This is a genomic window from Mycolicibacterium psychrotolerans, from assembly GCF_010729305.1.
GTDB classification, from domain to species: domain Bacteria; phylum Actinomycetota; class Actinomycetes; order Mycobacteriales; family Mycobacteriaceae; genus Mycobacterium; species Mycobacterium psychrotolerans.
The window spans coordinates 4,114,418-4,128,563 of record NZ_AP022574.1 but is presented as its reverse complement, the minus strand read 5'-3'; the positions used below and the strand labels follow the sequence as shown (position 1 = coordinate 4,128,563).

At 68.7% G+C, this 14,146-nt stretch carries 13 protein-coding genes; 12 read left to right on the top strand and 1 reads right to left on the bottom strand.

Going from position 1 to position 14,146, the window contains the following annotated elements; all coding sequences use genetic code 11:
- Positions 1 to 23: 23 nt before the first annotated feature.
- Entirely contained in the window at positions 24 to 425 is a 402-nt protein-coding gene (locus tag G6N45_RS28100; protein WP_246228738.1) for a hypothetical protein, read from the bottom strand.
- On the opposite strand from G6N45_RS28100, the gene G6N45_RS20050 reads away from it, so the two are divergent.
- The 12 genes from G6N45_RS20050 to coaBC all read left to right on the top strand — a co-directional run bounded on the left by G6N45_RS20050 (position 409) and on the right by coaBC (position 14,124).
- Positions 409 to 2,553: a beta-propeller fold lactonase family protein gene (locus G6N45_RS20050; protein ID WP_246228737.1), complete on the top strand. Its 2,145-nt coding sequence runs from the start codon at positions 409 to 411 to the stop codon at positions 2,551 to 2,553. The two genes, G6N45_RS28100 and G6N45_RS20050, sit on opposite strands and share 17 nt — an antisense overlap.
- 87 nt (positions 2,554 to 2,640) lie before the next feature.
- Positions 2,641 to 3,210, top strand: coding sequence for a bifunctional pyr operon transcriptional regulator/uracil phosphoribosyltransferase PyrR (gene pyrR / locus G6N45_RS20045; protein WP_109788776.1), 570 nt, complete (start codon positions 2,641 to 2,643; stop codon positions 3,208 to 3,210).
- Complete coding sequence (locus tag G6N45_RS20040; protein WP_163723951.1) at positions 3,207 to 4,154, top strand: aspartate carbamoyltransferase catalytic subunit; 948 nt, start codon at positions 3,207 to 3,209, stop codon at positions 4,152 to 4,154. Before pyrR ends, G6N45_RS20040 begins: the two co-directional genes overlap by 4 nt.
- Entirely contained in the window at positions 4,151 to 5,434 is a 1,284-nt protein-coding gene (locus G6N45_RS20035) for a dihydroorotase (RefSeq protein WP_163723949.1), read from the top strand. The genes G6N45_RS20040 and G6N45_RS20035 overlap by 4 nt, the downstream gene beginning before the upstream one ends.
- Entirely contained in the window at positions 5,431 to 5,934 is a 504-nt protein-coding gene (locus G6N45_RS20030; RefSeq protein ID WP_163723947.1) for a PH-like domain-containing protein, read from the top strand. Before G6N45_RS20035 ends, G6N45_RS20030 begins: the two co-directional genes overlap by 4 nt.
- Positions 5,931 to 7,055 (top strand): glutamine-hydrolyzing carbamoyl-phosphate synthase small subunit, encoded by a 1,125-nt coding sequence (carA, locus tag G6N45_RS20025; RefSeq protein ID WP_163723945.1) that lies wholly within the window; start codon positions 5,931 to 5,933, stop codon positions 7,053 to 7,055. The genes G6N45_RS20030 and carA overlap by 4 nt, the downstream gene beginning before the upstream one ends.
- Complete coding sequence (carB, locus tag G6N45_RS20020) at positions 7,055 to 10,393, top strand: carbamoyl-phosphate synthase large subunit (RefSeq protein ID WP_163723942.1); 3,339 nt, start codon at positions 7,055 to 7,057, stop codon at positions 10,391 to 10,393. Before carA ends, carB begins: the two co-directional genes overlap by 1 nt.
- A gap of 2 nt (positions 10,394 to 10,395) precedes the next feature.
- Complete coding sequence (pyrF, locus tag G6N45_RS20015; protein WP_163723940.1) at positions 10,396 to 11,211, top strand: orotidine-5'-phosphate decarboxylase; 816 nt, start codon at positions 10,396 to 10,398, stop codon at positions 11,209 to 11,211.
- Between the two features lie 364 nt (positions 11,212 to 11,575).
- Entirely contained in the window at positions 11,576 to 11,893 is a 318-nt protein-coding gene (gene mihF, locus G6N45_RS20010; RefSeq protein ID WP_067333923.1) for an integration host factor, actinobacterial type, read from the top strand.
- A gap of 54 nt (positions 11,894 to 11,947) precedes the next feature.
- Positions 11,948 to 12,514 carry a guanylate kinase gene (gene gmk / locus G6N45_RS20005; protein ID WP_163723939.1) on the top strand — a complete coding sequence of 189 codons (567 nt, stop codon included), beginning with the start codon at positions 11,948 to 11,950 and terminating at the stop codon, positions 12,512 to 12,514.
- Between the two features lie 33 nt (positions 12,515 to 12,547).
- The gene (gene rpoZ / locus G6N45_RS20000) at positions 12,548 to 12,862 is read left to right on the top strand and encodes a DNA-directed RNA polymerase subunit omega (RefSeq protein ID WP_057146494.1); all 315 of its coding nucleotides are present in this window, start codon (positions 12,548 to 12,550) and stop codon (positions 12,860 to 12,862) included.
- Positions 12,863 to 12,879: 17 nt separating this feature from the next.
- Positions 12,880 to 14,124, top strand: coding sequence for a bifunctional phosphopantothenoylcysteine decarboxylase/phosphopantothenate--cysteine ligase CoaBC (coaBC, locus tag G6N45_RS19995; RefSeq protein WP_057146495.1), 1,245 nt, complete (start codon positions 12,880 to 12,882; stop codon positions 14,122 to 14,124).
- Positions 14,125 to 14,146 lie beyond the last annotated feature (22 nt).

The window sequence follows — 14,146 nt, the reverse complement described above, 5'->3', positions numbered from 1 at the left end:
TCTGCTGAACCGTCAGCCCCCGCTCAAGCGGAACCGGAGATGCCTCCGCCCGCGGCAGTACCCTGGACCACGGTGGATGCCTTACCCATCGCTGCGTTGACCACACCGACGTCGGCGCCGGCGGAATCGCCGTTGCCACAACCAATTCCTCGGAGATTCGCGTCGACGATAGTGGCGGTGCGGGCCCCGGCGCCGGTGGCTGCCGGTGACCCGGGCACGCCCTCGGCGGCACTGACGATGCTCGCGCTCGCATCCATGCCCCGTCGGGGAAGCACTGTGACGGCCGCCGCGGTGCTGCCGACGTATACGACTTCGTCGGTTCCGGTGGGCGCGGAACCGGCCGGCGTGGCATCGTCCGTCGACGGGTCTCGCGCGTACGTCGCCAATTCGGGGGGGAGATCGGTCTCGGTGGTGAACACCGCCACTGGCGGCGTGGTGGCGACAGTGCCGGTGGGAGGGTCGGCATCGGCGGTGGCGCTGAATCCGACCGGCAGCCGGGCTTACGTCACGCTGAAGTCGGCGTCGAAGGTGGCGGTGATCGACACCGTCACGAACAAGGTGCTGGCATCGGTAGCGGTCGGACTGTCGCCGACTTCGGTCGTTCTGAGCCCGAATGGGTCCAGGGCGTACGTGACGAACAGCGGCGGCGGAACAATGTCGGTGATCGACACTGCAACCAACACGCGGATTGCGAACATATCGGTGGGCTTGTCGCCGGCCGGAATCACCATGAGCCGCGATGGCACCCGCATCTATATGGCACTGAAAGGCTCGGATCAGATCGCGGTCGTCGATGCAGCGAGGAACACCGTGATCACACGGATCAAGGTGGGGAACTCACCCCGCGATGTGGCCCTGGCCCCGACCGGTGGCCGGCTGTACGTCGCAAATGGCGCGGGCAGCGTGTCGGTGATCGACACGGTGACCAACCGCGTCGCCGGGGCAGCGATCACGGTCGGTCCGACACCCACTTCACTCATCGTCAGCCCCGACGGTGGACAGGTGTTCGTGGCCAACGGAAATGACACGGTATCGGTGATCGACACCGCCACAAGCGCTGTCGTCCAGACGTTCTCGATCGATGCGATACCGGAATCGGGGAACCACGACATCGCTGTCAGCGCCGATGGGACCAGGCTTTATGTCACCGACTCACGCGATGCGGCACTACGGGTGGTGTCCGTCACCCCGGGCAACAATGCGCCAACGCTGACTGCCGGACCCACTGTGGCCGAGCCGAGCCTCGCCGATGGAGCGGTGTCAGGCTCGTTCACCGTCGGAGATGTCGACGGGGACGCGTTGACGTACCGCATCAGTGCTGAGCCGAGTCAGGGCACAGTCACGGTGACGACGGTGGCCGGCACGAACAGCACCACGTATTCCTACCTGTACACACCCACCCTGACCGCCAGACAGCAGGCGGCGCAGACATCCGGCCCTGACTCCGACAGCTTGACCATCACAGTCAGCGACGGCAAAGCAAGTGTGAACGTTCCTGTTACAGTGCCGATCCTGCCCGCAGCGGCCACTGGGGTCACGCCCGTCGCGGTGGGATCTCACCCCGTCGAAGCCGTTGTTTCGGGGAATCGGCTTTACATCCACAACACCGGAGACAGCACCGTGTCGGTCATCGACACCACGACCAACACGGTCATCAACACCATCCCGGGAGTAGGAAGCTACGTTCCGATGGTGGCTTCTCCAGATGGCCGATATCTGTACGTCGGCCAATACGACTCCTACTACGTGACGGCCTCGGTCAAGGTCATCGACACCTCCACCCGAACGGCCGTTGCAACCATCACGATGCCGAAATGCGAGACGGAATGCTGGGCCAACTCCGCCGGCATCACAGACATGGCGATCAGCCCGGACGGAAAGCAGGTCTACGTCTCGGAGATGTGGGTGGGAGACAGCTTCTACGCCGGCACTGTGACATTGGTCGACGCCACTACCAATACAGTGGTGGCCGCCGCAGGCAATTCGCAATACGGCGATTACTACTCGGCCATCGAGGTCAGTCCCGACGGAACCCGACTTTATGCCGCCAGCGGCTATCCGTGGATTCCCGGCGTGGACGTCATGGATGCGCGCACGCTGGCACCTCTGGGCTTCGTGCGGCTCGACAACCCTGATGGTTACACCAAGCCCATCGCGACTATTGCATTCAGCCCCGATGGCCGTCGCGCCTACACGCGCGTGACGCACGACTGGATCGATTACTCATCGCAGACGTTCGCGGTCATCGACACCACACCCGGCAGCCTGGACTACAACACGAGGATCGCCACAATCATGGTTCCGGTCGGAGCGCAGTACCTGATGGTCAGTGCTGACGGCACCCGCGCCTACGTCGTACACGAGGGTGGCAAGACGGTCACCGTGATCGACACCGCGACCAACATGGTCATCGGTTCCATCGCGTCGAGCCAACTGGGCGGCGACTACGCCGCCATGGCGGTCGGTCCGAACGGCACCGTGTACTTCACCAACTACGCCAACAACGCCGTGTATGCAGTGGCGCCCGGCGAGATGGCGAGGCTGCAGAGCTGACACGCTGCCCGACCTGCTAGGCTTGCCGCGGTTTGACCGTCCTTTAACGACCGTCCCGTGAGGCGGAGAAGGAGGTCCGGGTTACCCGTGGCTGCCACCAGTGACCGGGAATTGATGTCCGCGGCGGACGTGAGTCGAACGATCGCCCGCATCGCCCACCAGATCATCGAGAAGACCGCGCTCGACGCACCCGACGCACCGCGAGTCATCCTGCTGGGCATCCCCACCCGAGGCGTGACGTTGGCCACCCGCCTGGCGCGCAACATCGCGGAGTTCAGCCAGACCGAGGTCGCCCACGGCGCCCTGGACACCACGCTGTACCGCGACGACCTGATGTCCAAGCCGCCCCGGGCCCTGGCCCCGACGTCGATTCCGCCCGGCGGCATCGACGGCGCCCTGGTGATCCTCGTCGACGACGTGCTCTACACCGGCCGGTCAGTGCGCTCGGCCCTCGACGCGCTGCGCGACCTCGGCCGGCCGCGCGCGGTGCAACTGGCCGTGCTGGTGGACCGCGGGCACCGCGAGTTGCCGATCCGGGCCGACTACGTGGGCAAGAACGTGCCGACCTCGCGCAGCGAGAACGTCAAGGTCCGGCTCACCGAAAACGATGGAGCCGACGGGATTTCCATCGCACCGTATGGAGGGCCGACGAGGTGAAACATCTGCTTACCGCGGCCGACCTGAGTCGGGACGACGCCACCGCGATCCTGGACGATGCCGACCGGTTCCGCGAGGCGCTGCTCGGCCGGGAGGTCAAGAAACTGCCGACGCTGCGCGGCCGGACCATCATCACGATGTTCTACGAGAACTCCACACGCACGCGGGTGTCGTTCGAGGTGGCCGGCAAGTGGATGAGCGCCGACGTCATCAACGTCAGCGCGTCGGGATCGTCTGTGTCCAAAGGAGAATCGCTGCGCGACACCGCGCTGACGCTGCGGGCCGCGGGCGCCGACGCGCTGATCATCCGCCATCCCGCCTCCGGTGCGGCCCAACAGCTCGCCGACTGGACGGTCGACGAGGACGGCGGCCCGTCGGTCATCAACGCCGGCGACGGCACCCACGAGCATCCGACCCAGGCGCTGCTCGACGCACTCACCATCCGGCAGCGCCTCGGCGCGATCGAGGGCAAGCGGGTGGTCATCGTCGGCGACGTGCTGCACAGCCGCGTCGCCCGGTCCAACGTGGCGCTGCTGCACACCCTCGGGGCGGAGGTGGTGCTGGTCGCTCCGCCCACCCTGCTGCCCGTCGGGGTCGCCGGATGGCCGGTGAGCGTGTCCCACGAACTCGACGCCGAACTGCCGCTCGCCGACGCCGTGCTGATGCTGCGCGTGCAGGCCGAGCGGATGAACGGCGGCTTCTTCCCGTCGTCGCGTGAGTACTCGGTGCGCTACGGCCTGTCGGAGAAGCGGCAGGCGCAGTTGGCCGATCACGCCGTCGTCCTGCACCCCGGCCCGATGCTGCGCGGCATGGAGATCGCGTACTCAGTGGCCGACTCGTCGCAATCGGCTGTGCTGCAACAGGTTTCCAACGGAGTGCATGTCCGGATGGCGGTGCTGTTCCACCTTCTCGTCGGTGCCGAAATGGAGGCGATCAGCGCATGACCGTCGTGCTCGCAGGCGTACGCCTCTACGGCGAGGGCGACCCCGTCGATGTCCTGGTCGGAGACGGGCAGATCCTCGAGATCGGCTCGGGACTGGCCGGGGACGAGACCATCGACGCCACCGGTCAGATCCTGCTGCCCGGCTTCGTCGACCTGCACACCCATCTGCGCGAGCCCGGCCGCGAATACGCCGAGGACATCGAAACCGGTTCGGCCGCAGCGGCCCTGGGCGGCTACACGGCGGTCTTCGCGATGGCCAACACCGATCCGGTCGCCGACAGCGTCGTCGTCACCGACCACGTCTGGCAGCGCGGGCGGCAGGTCGGCCTGGTCGACGTGCACCCGGTCGGCGCGGTCACCGTCGGGCTGCAGGGCAAGCAACTCACCGAGATGGGTCTGATGGCGGCCGGCGTCGGGCAGGTCCGGATGTTCTCCGACGACGGTGTGTGCGTCGACGATCCGCTGGTGATGCGCCGTGCACTCGAGTACGCCTCCGGCCTGGGCGTGCTGATCGCCCAGCATGCCGAGGAACCGCGCCTGACCGTCGGCGCCGTCGCCCACGAGGGACCCAACGCCGCCCGCCTGGGACTCGCGGGCTGGCCACGCGTCGCCGAGGAATCCATCGTCGCCCGCGACGCGCTGCTGGCCCGCGACGCCGGTGCGCGGGTGCACATCTGCCACGCCTCCACGGCAGGCACCGTCGAGCTGATCCGGTGGGCCAAGGAGCAGGGCGTCTCGATCACCGCCGAGGTCACCCCGCATCACCTGCTGCTCGACGACTCGCGGCTCGAGTCTTACGACGGACGCAACCGGGTCAACCCGCCGCTGCGCGAGGCGGCCGATGCGGTGGCACTGCGCCAAGCGCTTGCCGACGGCGTGATCGACTGTGTGGCAACCGATCACGCGCCCCACGCCGAGCACGAGAAGATGTGCGAGTTCGCCAACGCGCGGCCCGGCATGCTCGGGCTGCAGACGGCGCTGTCGGTGGTCGTCGAGACGATGGTCCGGCCCGGCCTGCTGACCTGGCGTGACATCGCCCGGGTGATGAGCGAGGCGCCGGCGCGCATCGTCGGCCTGCCCGATCAGGGCCGGCCGCTGGAGGTCGGGGAGCCCGCGAACCTGACGGTCGTCGACCCGGACGCCACCTGGACGGTCCGCGGGTCCGACCTGGCCAGCCGTTCCGGCAACACCCCGTACGAGGACATGGAATTCCCTGCCGTGGTGACGGCGACCCTGCTGCGCGGCACGATCACCGCCCGCGACGGGAAGGCCGGCGGATGAACACCGGGACATTGGTGGCCTCGCTGATCATGGCCGCTGTGCTGGCGTTGGTCATCGCGATCCTGATCGGGGCCATGCTGCGCGGCTGGCGGCACCGCGCCGAGCGCCAGGCCGAACTCGTCGGCACGCTGCCGTCGCTGCCCGACACGGTGGGCTCGGCGACCGTCGCCCCCACCAAGGGGCTCTACGTCGGCAGCACGCTCGTCCCGCACTGGAACGACCGGGTCGCCGCGGGCGACCTCGGGTTCCGCGCCAAGGCCGTCCTCACCCGCTACCCGGAGGGAATCATGGTGCAGCGCACCGGTGCCGGACCGATCTGGATCCCCGACGACGCGATCACCGCGATCCGCACCGAGAAGAGCCTGGCGGGCAAGGCGCTGACCCACGAGGGCATTCTCGCCATCCGCTGGCGACTGCCATCGGGAGTGGAGATCGACACCGGCTTCCGCGCCGACGACCGGCGCGAATACTCGAAATGGCTTCCGGAGGAGGTTGCATGACGGAGGACAGAGCCGTGCTCGTGCTCGAGGACGGTCGGGTCTTCACCGGCACACCGTTCGGCGCGGTCGGCGAGACGCTCGGCGAGGCCGTGTTCTCGACGGGCATGTCGGGCTACCAGGAGACCTTGACCGACCCGAGCTACCACCGGCAGATCGTGGTGGCCACCGCGCCGCAGATCGGCAACACCGGCTGGAACCACGAGGACAGCGAGAGCCGCGGCGACAAGATCTGGGTCGCCGGCTACGCGGTGCGCGATCCGTCGCCGCGTGCGTCGAACTGGCGGGCCACCGGAACGCTCGACGACGAGTTGGCGCGCCAGGGTGTCGTCGGCATCGCGGGCATCGACACCCGTGCCGTCGTCCGGCATCTGCGCAGCCGCGGGTCGATGAAAGCCGGCGTGTTCAGCGGCGCCGCACTGGGCGACACCGAGGAGCTGCTCGCCCGGGTACGCGGGCAGGCCTCGATGCTCGGCGCCGACCTCGCGGGCGAGGTCTCCACCGCCGACCGCTATGTGGTGGAACCGCAAGGGCAGCAACGCTTCACCGTGGTCGCGCTCGATCTCGGCATCAAGACCAACACCCCGCGGAACTTCTCCGAACGCGGCATCCGCACCCACGTGCTGCCCTCGTCGGCGGACTTCGCCGAGATCGCCGACCTGCGGCCCGACGGGGTGTTCCTGTCCAACGGCCCGGGTGATCCGGCCACCGCCGACCACGTCGTCGAGGTGACCCGCGAGGTGATCGGCGCGGGTGTCCCGCTGTTCGGCATCTGCTTCGGCAACCAGATCCTCGGCAGGGCGCTGGGCCGGTCGACCTACAAGATGACCTTCGGTCACCGCGGCATCAACATCCCGGTGATGGACCATGCCACCGGGCGGGTGGCGATCACCGCGCAGAACCACGGGTTCGCGCTCGAGGGCGGGGCCGGCGAAGAGTTCGACACCCCGTTCGGCCGGGCGGTGGTGACCCACACCTGCGCCAACGACGGTGTGGTCGAAGGGATCGCGCTGACCAACAAGCGGGCGTACTCGGTGCAGTACCACCCCGAAGCGGCTGCGGGCCCCCGCGACGCGAACTACCTGTTCGACCAATTCATCGAGCTGATGGCGGGAGAAAAGTAATGCCGCGCCGCGCAGACCTCAACCACATCCTGGTGATCGGCTCCGGGCCGATCCTGATCGGACAGGCCGCGGAGTTCGACTACTCCGGCACGCAGGCCTGCCGGGTGCTCCGGGCCGAAGGCCTGGAGGTGACGCTGATCAACTCCAATCCGGCGACGATCATGACCGACCCCGAGTTCGCCGACCACACCTACGTCGAACCGATCACCGCCGAATTCGTCGAGAAGGTGATCGCCCAGCAGGCCGAGCGCGGCCACAAGATCGACGCGCTGCTGGCCACCCTGGGCGGACAGACCGCGCTGAACACGGCGGTCAAGCTGTACGAGAACGGCGCACTGGACCGCTACGGCGTCGAACTGATCGGCGCCGACTTCGAGGCGATCCAGCGCGGCGAGGACCGGCAGAAGTTCAAGGACATCGTCAGCAAGGTCGGCGGCGAATCCGCGCGCAGCCGCGTGTGTTTCACGATGGACGAGGTGCGTGAGACCGTCGCCGACCTCGGGTTGCCCGTCGTGGTGCGGCCCAGCTTCACGATGGGCGGCCTCGGTTCGGGCATGGCGCACTCGGCCGAGGACGTCGAACGGATGGCCGGTGACGGACTCACCGCGTCGCCCTCGGCGAACGTGCTGATCGAGGAGTCCATCTACGGATGGAAGGAATACGAGCTCGAGCTGATGCGCGACGGCCACGACAACGTGGTGGTGGTGTGCTCGATCGAGAACTTCGACCCGATGGGCGTGCACACCGGTGACTCGGTGACCGTCGCGCCGGCGATGACGCTGACCGACCGCGAGTACCAGACGATGCGCACCCTGGGCATCGACATCCTGCGCGAGGTCGGCGTCGACACCGGCGGCTGCAACATCCAGTTCGCCGTCAACCCGAGAGACGGCCGGCTCATCGTCATCGAGATGAACCCCCGGGTGTCCCGGTCCAGTGCCCTGGCGTCGAAGGCGACCGGATTCCCGATCGCCAAGATCGCCGCGAAGCTGGCGATCGGCTACACGCTCGACGAGATCGTCAACGACATCACCAAGGAGACGCCGGCCTGCTTCGAGCCGACGCTGGACTATGTCGTGGTCAAGGCGCCGCGGTTCGCCTTCGAGAAGTTCCCGGGCGCCGACGCCACCCTGACCACCACGATGAAGTCGGTGGGCGAGGCGATGTCGCTGGGCCGCAACTTCGTCGAGGCGCTGGGCAAGGTGATGCGCTCGTTGGAGACCAGCCGCACCGGGTTCTGGACCGGCGACGACATCGAGGGCGACGTCGATGAGGTGCTCGAGCGGCTGCGCACCCCGACCGACGGGCGGCTCTACGACATCGAGTACGCGCTGCGCCTGGGCGCGAGCGTCGAACAGGTCGCGGACGCGTCCGGGGTGGACCCCTGGTTCGTCGACCAGATCAGCGGGCTCGTCGAGCTGCGCGCGGAGCTGATCGACGCTCCGGTGCTCGGTGAGGAGCTGCTGAGCCGCAGCAAGCACAACGGGCTCTCCGACCGCCAGATCGCCGCGCTGCGACCGGAACTGGCCGGCGAGATGGGCGTGCGCGCGCTGCGGCAGCGGCTCGGCATCCATCCGGTGTTCAAGACCGTCGACACCTGCGCCGCCGAATTCGAGGCCAAGACGCCGTACCACTACAGCAGCTACGAGCTCGACCCCGCCGCCGAGAGCGAGGTGGCGCCCCAGGCCGAGAAGCCGAAGGTGCTGATCCTCGGGTCGGGGCCCAACCGCATCGGGCAGGGCATCGAGTTCGACTACAGCTGTGTGCACGCCGCGACCACGTTGAGTGAGGCCGGCTTCGAGACCGTGATGATCAACTGCAATCCCGAGACCGTCTCGACGGATTACGACACCGCCGACCGGCTCTACTTCGAGCCGCTGACGTTCGAGGACGTACTCGAGATCTACTTCGCCGAGCAGTACTCGGGCCGCGGAGGCCCCGGGGTGGTCGGCGTCATCGTCCAACTCGGCGGGCAGACGCCGCTGGGGCTGGCCGAGCGCTTGGAGAAGGCCGGGGTGCCGATCGTCGGCACGCTGCCGGAGGCGATCGATCTGGCCGAGGACCGCGGCCGCTTCGGCGAGGTGCTGACCAACGCCGGCCTGCCCGCCCCGCGGTTCGGGATGGCGACGAGCTTCGACCAGGCCCGTCGCATCGCCGCCGAGATCGGTTATCCCGTGCTGGTGCGGCCGTCCTACGTGCTGGGCGGGCGCGGCATGGAGATCGTCTACGACGAGGACACGCTCGAGGGCTACATCACCCGGGCCACCCAACTCTCACCCGAGCACCCCGTGCTGGTGGACCGCTTCCTCGAGGACGCGATCGAGATCGACGTCGACGCCCTGTGCGACGGCACCGAGGTCTACATCGGCGGCATCATGGAGCACATCGAGGAAGCCGGGATCCACTCCGGGGACTCCGCGTGCGCGCTTCCTCCGGTGACGCTGGGCCGCAGTGACATCGAGGCCGTCCGGCGCGCCACCGAGGCGATCGCCTTCGGCGTCGGGGTGGTGGGCCTGCTCAACGTGCAGTACGCCCTCAAGGACGACGTGCTCTATGTGCTGGAGGCCAACCCGCGCGCCAGTCGCACGGTGCCGTTCGTCTCCAAAGCGACCGCGGTGCCGCTGGCGAAGGCCTGTGCGCGGATCATGCTGGGCGCCACCATCGCCGGGCTCCGCGAGGAGGGCATCCTGGTGGCCGAGGGCGACGGGGCCCGCGTCCCGCGCAACGCCCCGGTGGCGGTCAAGGAGGCCGTTCTGCCTTTTCATCGGTTCCGCAAGCACGACGGGAGCCAGATCGACTCCCTGCTCGGACCGGAGATGAAGTCCACCGGCGAGGTGATGGGCATCGCCCACGACTTCGGCAGCTCGTTCGCCAAGAGCCAGACCGCCGCCTACGGCTCGCTGCCCGTCGAGGGCACCGTGTTCGTGTCGGTCGCCAACCGCGACAAGCGGTCGCTGGTGTTCCCGGTCAAGCGCCTCGCCGACCTCGGCTTCCACATCCTGGCCACCGAGGGTACCGCGGAGATGTTGCGGCGCAACGGGATTCCGTGTGACGAGGTGCGCAAGCACTTCGAAGAACCGAGCCCGGACCGGCCCGCGGTGTCGGCGGTCGACGCCATCAAGGCGGGGGACGTTCAGATGGTGATCAACACGCCGTACGGCAACTCCGGCCCGCGCATCGACGGCTACGAGATCCGGTCGGCGGCGGTCGCGATGAACATCCCGTGCGTGACGACCGTGCAGGGCGCCTCGGCCGCGGTGCAGGGCATCGAGGCGGGCATCCGCGGCGACATCGGCGTGATGTCGCTGCAGGACCTGCACAGCGCATTGGGGTCGTGACGGTGGGCGGATTCGGTGACCGCCTGTCCGGCGCGATGGCGCAGCGCGGCCCGCTGTGCCTGGGCATCGATCCGCATCCCGAGTTGCTGCGTGCCTGGGGGCTGGGCACAGACGTCGACGGGCTGGCCCGTTTCAGCGAGATCTGCGTGACTGCGTTCGCCGGGTTCGCTGTCGTCAAACCGCAGGTCGCCTTCTTCGAGGCGTACGGCTCGGCGGGCTTCGCGGTCCTCGAGCGCACGATCGCGGCGCTGCGCGCCGAGGGGGTGCTCGTGCTCGCCGACGCCAAGCGCGGCGACATCGGCTCGACGATGGCCGCCTACGCCGCGGCCTGGGCCGGCGACTCGCCGCTGGCCGCCGACGCCGTGACCGCCTCGCCCTACCTGGGCTTCGGCTCGCTTCAGCCCCTGCTGGACACCGCGCTCGCCCACGACCGCGGTGTCTTCGTGCTCGCGGCCACCTCCAACCCCGAGGGGGCCTCCGTGCAGCGTGCCGACGCCGGGGGACGCACCGTGGCGCAGTCGATCGTCGACGCCGCCGCCGCGGTCAACGGCGGCGCGCCGTCCGGGTCGGTCGGGGTGGTCGTCGGTGCGACGCTGACCGATCCGCCCGATGTGAGCGGTCTGGGCGGCCCGGTGCTGGTCCCCGGCGTCGGTGCCCAGGGCGGTCGTCCGGAGGCGTTGGCGGGGCTGGGCGGCGCCCTACCGGGCCAGTTGCTGCCAGCGGTGTCCCGCGAGGTGCTGCGGGCCGGTCCGGGGATGGCGGAGCTGCTCGGCGCCGCGAACGCGATGCGCGATGCGGTGGCACACCTGCAGGCCTGATGGTCCGTGCGACACGCCCGACCGGGACTGACCAGCGAAAATTTCTCGACTCACCCGCCTGGGGCGGGTGTGACGCACGCCGGCGTCCGGGCAGGCGACGGCGGTTGTGGCCCGTCGGCGGTAAAACCATCGATATGCAGGCATTTCCGCCGCTGGCGTCGATTTCGGCAATCTCGGCTCGCGGCCACGCGCCGATCCCGGCGCAGGCTCCCTTGCGCCCTACACGCTGGGCTTTTGAAGGCAGAACCCGGGGGTGGGGTTAGCTTTCGTCAGCCAGCGTGGGTACGGTCGTCCACGCTGGCTGGTTCGCGATCCACCACGACCGGCCGAGAGAAAAACAGATGGTGACGAGACGGAGGAACCCGTGGCCCTTCCCCAGTTGACCGACGAACAGCGCGCGGCAGCGTTGGAGAAGGCTGCTGCCGCACGTCGAGCCCGAGCCGAGCTCAAAGACCGGCTCAAGCGCGGCGGCACCAACCTCAAGCAGGTTCTCAAGGACGCCGAGACCAACGAGGTCTTGGGCAAGATGAAGGTCTCCGCACTGCTGGAGGCGCTGCCCAAGGTCGGCAAGGTCAAGGCGCAGGAGATCATGACCGAGCTCGAGATCGCCCCGACCCGCAGGCTGCGTGGCCTGGGCGATCGTCAGCGCAAGGCCCTGCTGGAAAAGTTCGACTTCTCGTAAGGGAGGTCAGTGAGCGAAGGCGGAGGGCCGGACACGCACCCACAGGCTCCGGTCATGGTGCTGTCCGGCCCGTCTGCCGTCGGCAAGTCCACGGTGGTCCGCTGCCTGCGGGACCGGGTCGCTGACCTCTATTTCAGCGTCTCCGTGACGACGCGGGCGCCGCGGCCCGGCGAACGCGACGGCGTGGACTACACGTTCGTGACGCCCGAGCGGTTCCAGCGCCTCATCGACACTGGTGAGCTGCTGGAATGGGCGGAGATCCACGGCGGGCTGCACCGCTCGGGTACGCCCGCCGCACCTGTCCGTGCGGCAACCGCGGCCGGCAGGCCGGTCCTCATCGAGGTCGATCTGGCCGGGGCGCGAGCGGTCAAGAAGGCGATGCCCGAGGCGGTCACCGTCTTCCTCGCCCCGCCCGATTGGCAGACACTCGAACACCGGCTGACCGGCCGGGGCACTGAAACGCCCGAGGTGATGGCCCGCCGGCTGGCGACGGCACGCACCGAATTGGCCGCGCAGGGCGACTTCGACGAGGTCGTCGTCAACAGTGAATTGGAATCGGCCTGCGCTGCGTTGGTATCCTTGCTGGTGGCCCGCACACCGGTGCGGCGCGAACAGTCTTGAATTCTCGATCCGAATCGCCAGGAGATCTTTTTCGTGAGCACCCCGCACGCCGACACGCGGCTGGCCGCCGTGGACCTCGATCCGTCCGCAGCCAGCTCCTACGACACGCCGTTGGGCATCACCAACCCGCCCATCGACGAGTTGCTGGACCGCGCGTCGAGCAAGTACGCGCTGGTGATCTACGCCGCCAAACGCGCACGTCAGATCAACGATTACTACAACCAGCTCGGTGACGGGATCCTCGAGTACGTCGGTCCGCTGGTCGAGCCCGGTCTGCAGGAGAAGCCGCTGTCGATCGCGATGCGCGAGATCCACGAGGATCTGCTCGAGCACACCGAGGGCGAGTAGGAACGCGGCGCCGGGGGATGGCCGAGCGCAAGCGGATCATCGTCGGCGTCGCCGGCGGCATCGCCGCCTACAAGGCGGCGACCGTGGTCCGTCAGCTCACCGAGGCCGGCCACTCCGTGCGGGTGGTCCCCACCGAATCGGCGCTGAAGTTCGTCGGCGCCGCCACATTCGAAGCGCTCTCCGGTAACCCCGTGCACACCGGCGTCTTCGACGACGTCCACGAGGTTCCCCACGTGCGGATCGGGCAGTCCGCCGATCTCGTCGTCGTCGCGCCCGCCACCGCAGACCTGCTGGCGCGCGCCGCCATCGGCCGGGCCGACGACCTGCTGACCGCGACGCTGCTGACCGCCCGGTGTCCGGTGCTCTACGCGCCGGCGATGCACACCGAGATGTGGTTCCATCCGGCGACCGTCGAGAACGTCGCCACGCTGCGCCGCCGCGGCGTCGTCGTGATGGAACCCGCATCGGGCCGGCTGACCGGCGCCGACACCGGACCGGGGCGGCTGCCCGAAGCCGAGGAGATCAGCACGCTGGCCCAGCTGCTCCTCGCCCGTGGCGACGCGCTGCCCTACGACCTGGCCGGGATCAAGGTGCTGGTGACGGCGGGCGGCACCCGCGAACCCATCGATCCGGTCCGGTTCATCGGCAACCGCAGTTCCGGTAAGCAGGGTTACGCGATGGCCCGCGTCATGGCCCAGCGCGGCGCCGACGTGACGCTGATCGCGGGCAACACCGCCGGGCTGGTCGACCCCGCCGGTGTCCACGTCGAGCACGTCGGGTCGGCCGCACAGCTCCGGGACGCGGTGTCCAAGCATGCGCCGGACGCGAACGTGCTCGTCATGGCTGCCGCGGTCGCCGACTTCCGGCCGGCCAACCCGGCGGTCAACAAGATCAAGAAGGGCCCGGCCGGCGAGGGCGAGCCGACGATCGAACTGGTCCGCAACGACGATGTGCTCGCCGGGGCGGTCCGCGCCCGCGCCGACGGTCAGCTGCCCAACATGCGGGCCATCGTCGGGTTCGCCGCCGAAACCGGTGACGCGAACGGCGACGTTCTGTTCCATGCCCGCGCGAAACTCCGCCGCAAGGGGTGCGATCTACTCGTCGTCAACGCCGTCGGCGAGAACCGCGCCTTCGAGGTCGATCACAACGACGGATGGCTGCTGTCGTCCGACGGCAACGAGTCCGCACTGGAGCACGGTTCGAAGACCGTGATGGCGAGCCGTATTGTGGACGCGATCGCCGGCTTCCTGCACACCGGGTGAGCGGGCAGCGAACAGACATCGG

Excerpts from the sequence above, each read along its gene's own strand:
- coaBC (WP_057146495.1), top strand. The coding sequence starts at position 12,880 with ATGGCCGAGCGCAAGCGGATCATCGTCGGCGTCGCCGGCGGCATCGCC.
- G6N45_RS20030 (WP_163723947.1), top strand. The coding sequence starts at position 5,431 with ATGAACACCGGGACATTGGTGGCCTCGCTGATCATGGCCGCTGTGCTG.
- gmk (WP_163723939.1), top strand. The coding sequence starts at position 11,948 with ATGGTGCTGTCCGGCCCGTCTGCCGTCGGCAAGTCCACGGTGGTCCGC.
- carB (WP_163723942.1), top strand. The coding sequence starts at position 7,055 with ATGCCGCGCCGCGCAGACCTCAACCACATCCTGGTGATCGGCTCCGGG.
- carA (WP_163723945.1), top strand. The coding sequence starts at position 5,931 with ATGACGGAGGACAGAGCCGTGCTCGTGCTCGAGGACGGTCGGGTCTTC.
- G6N45_RS20035 (WP_163723949.1), top strand. The coding sequence starts at position 4,151 with ATGACCGTCGTGCTCGCAGGCGTACGCCTCTACGGCGAGGGCGACCCC.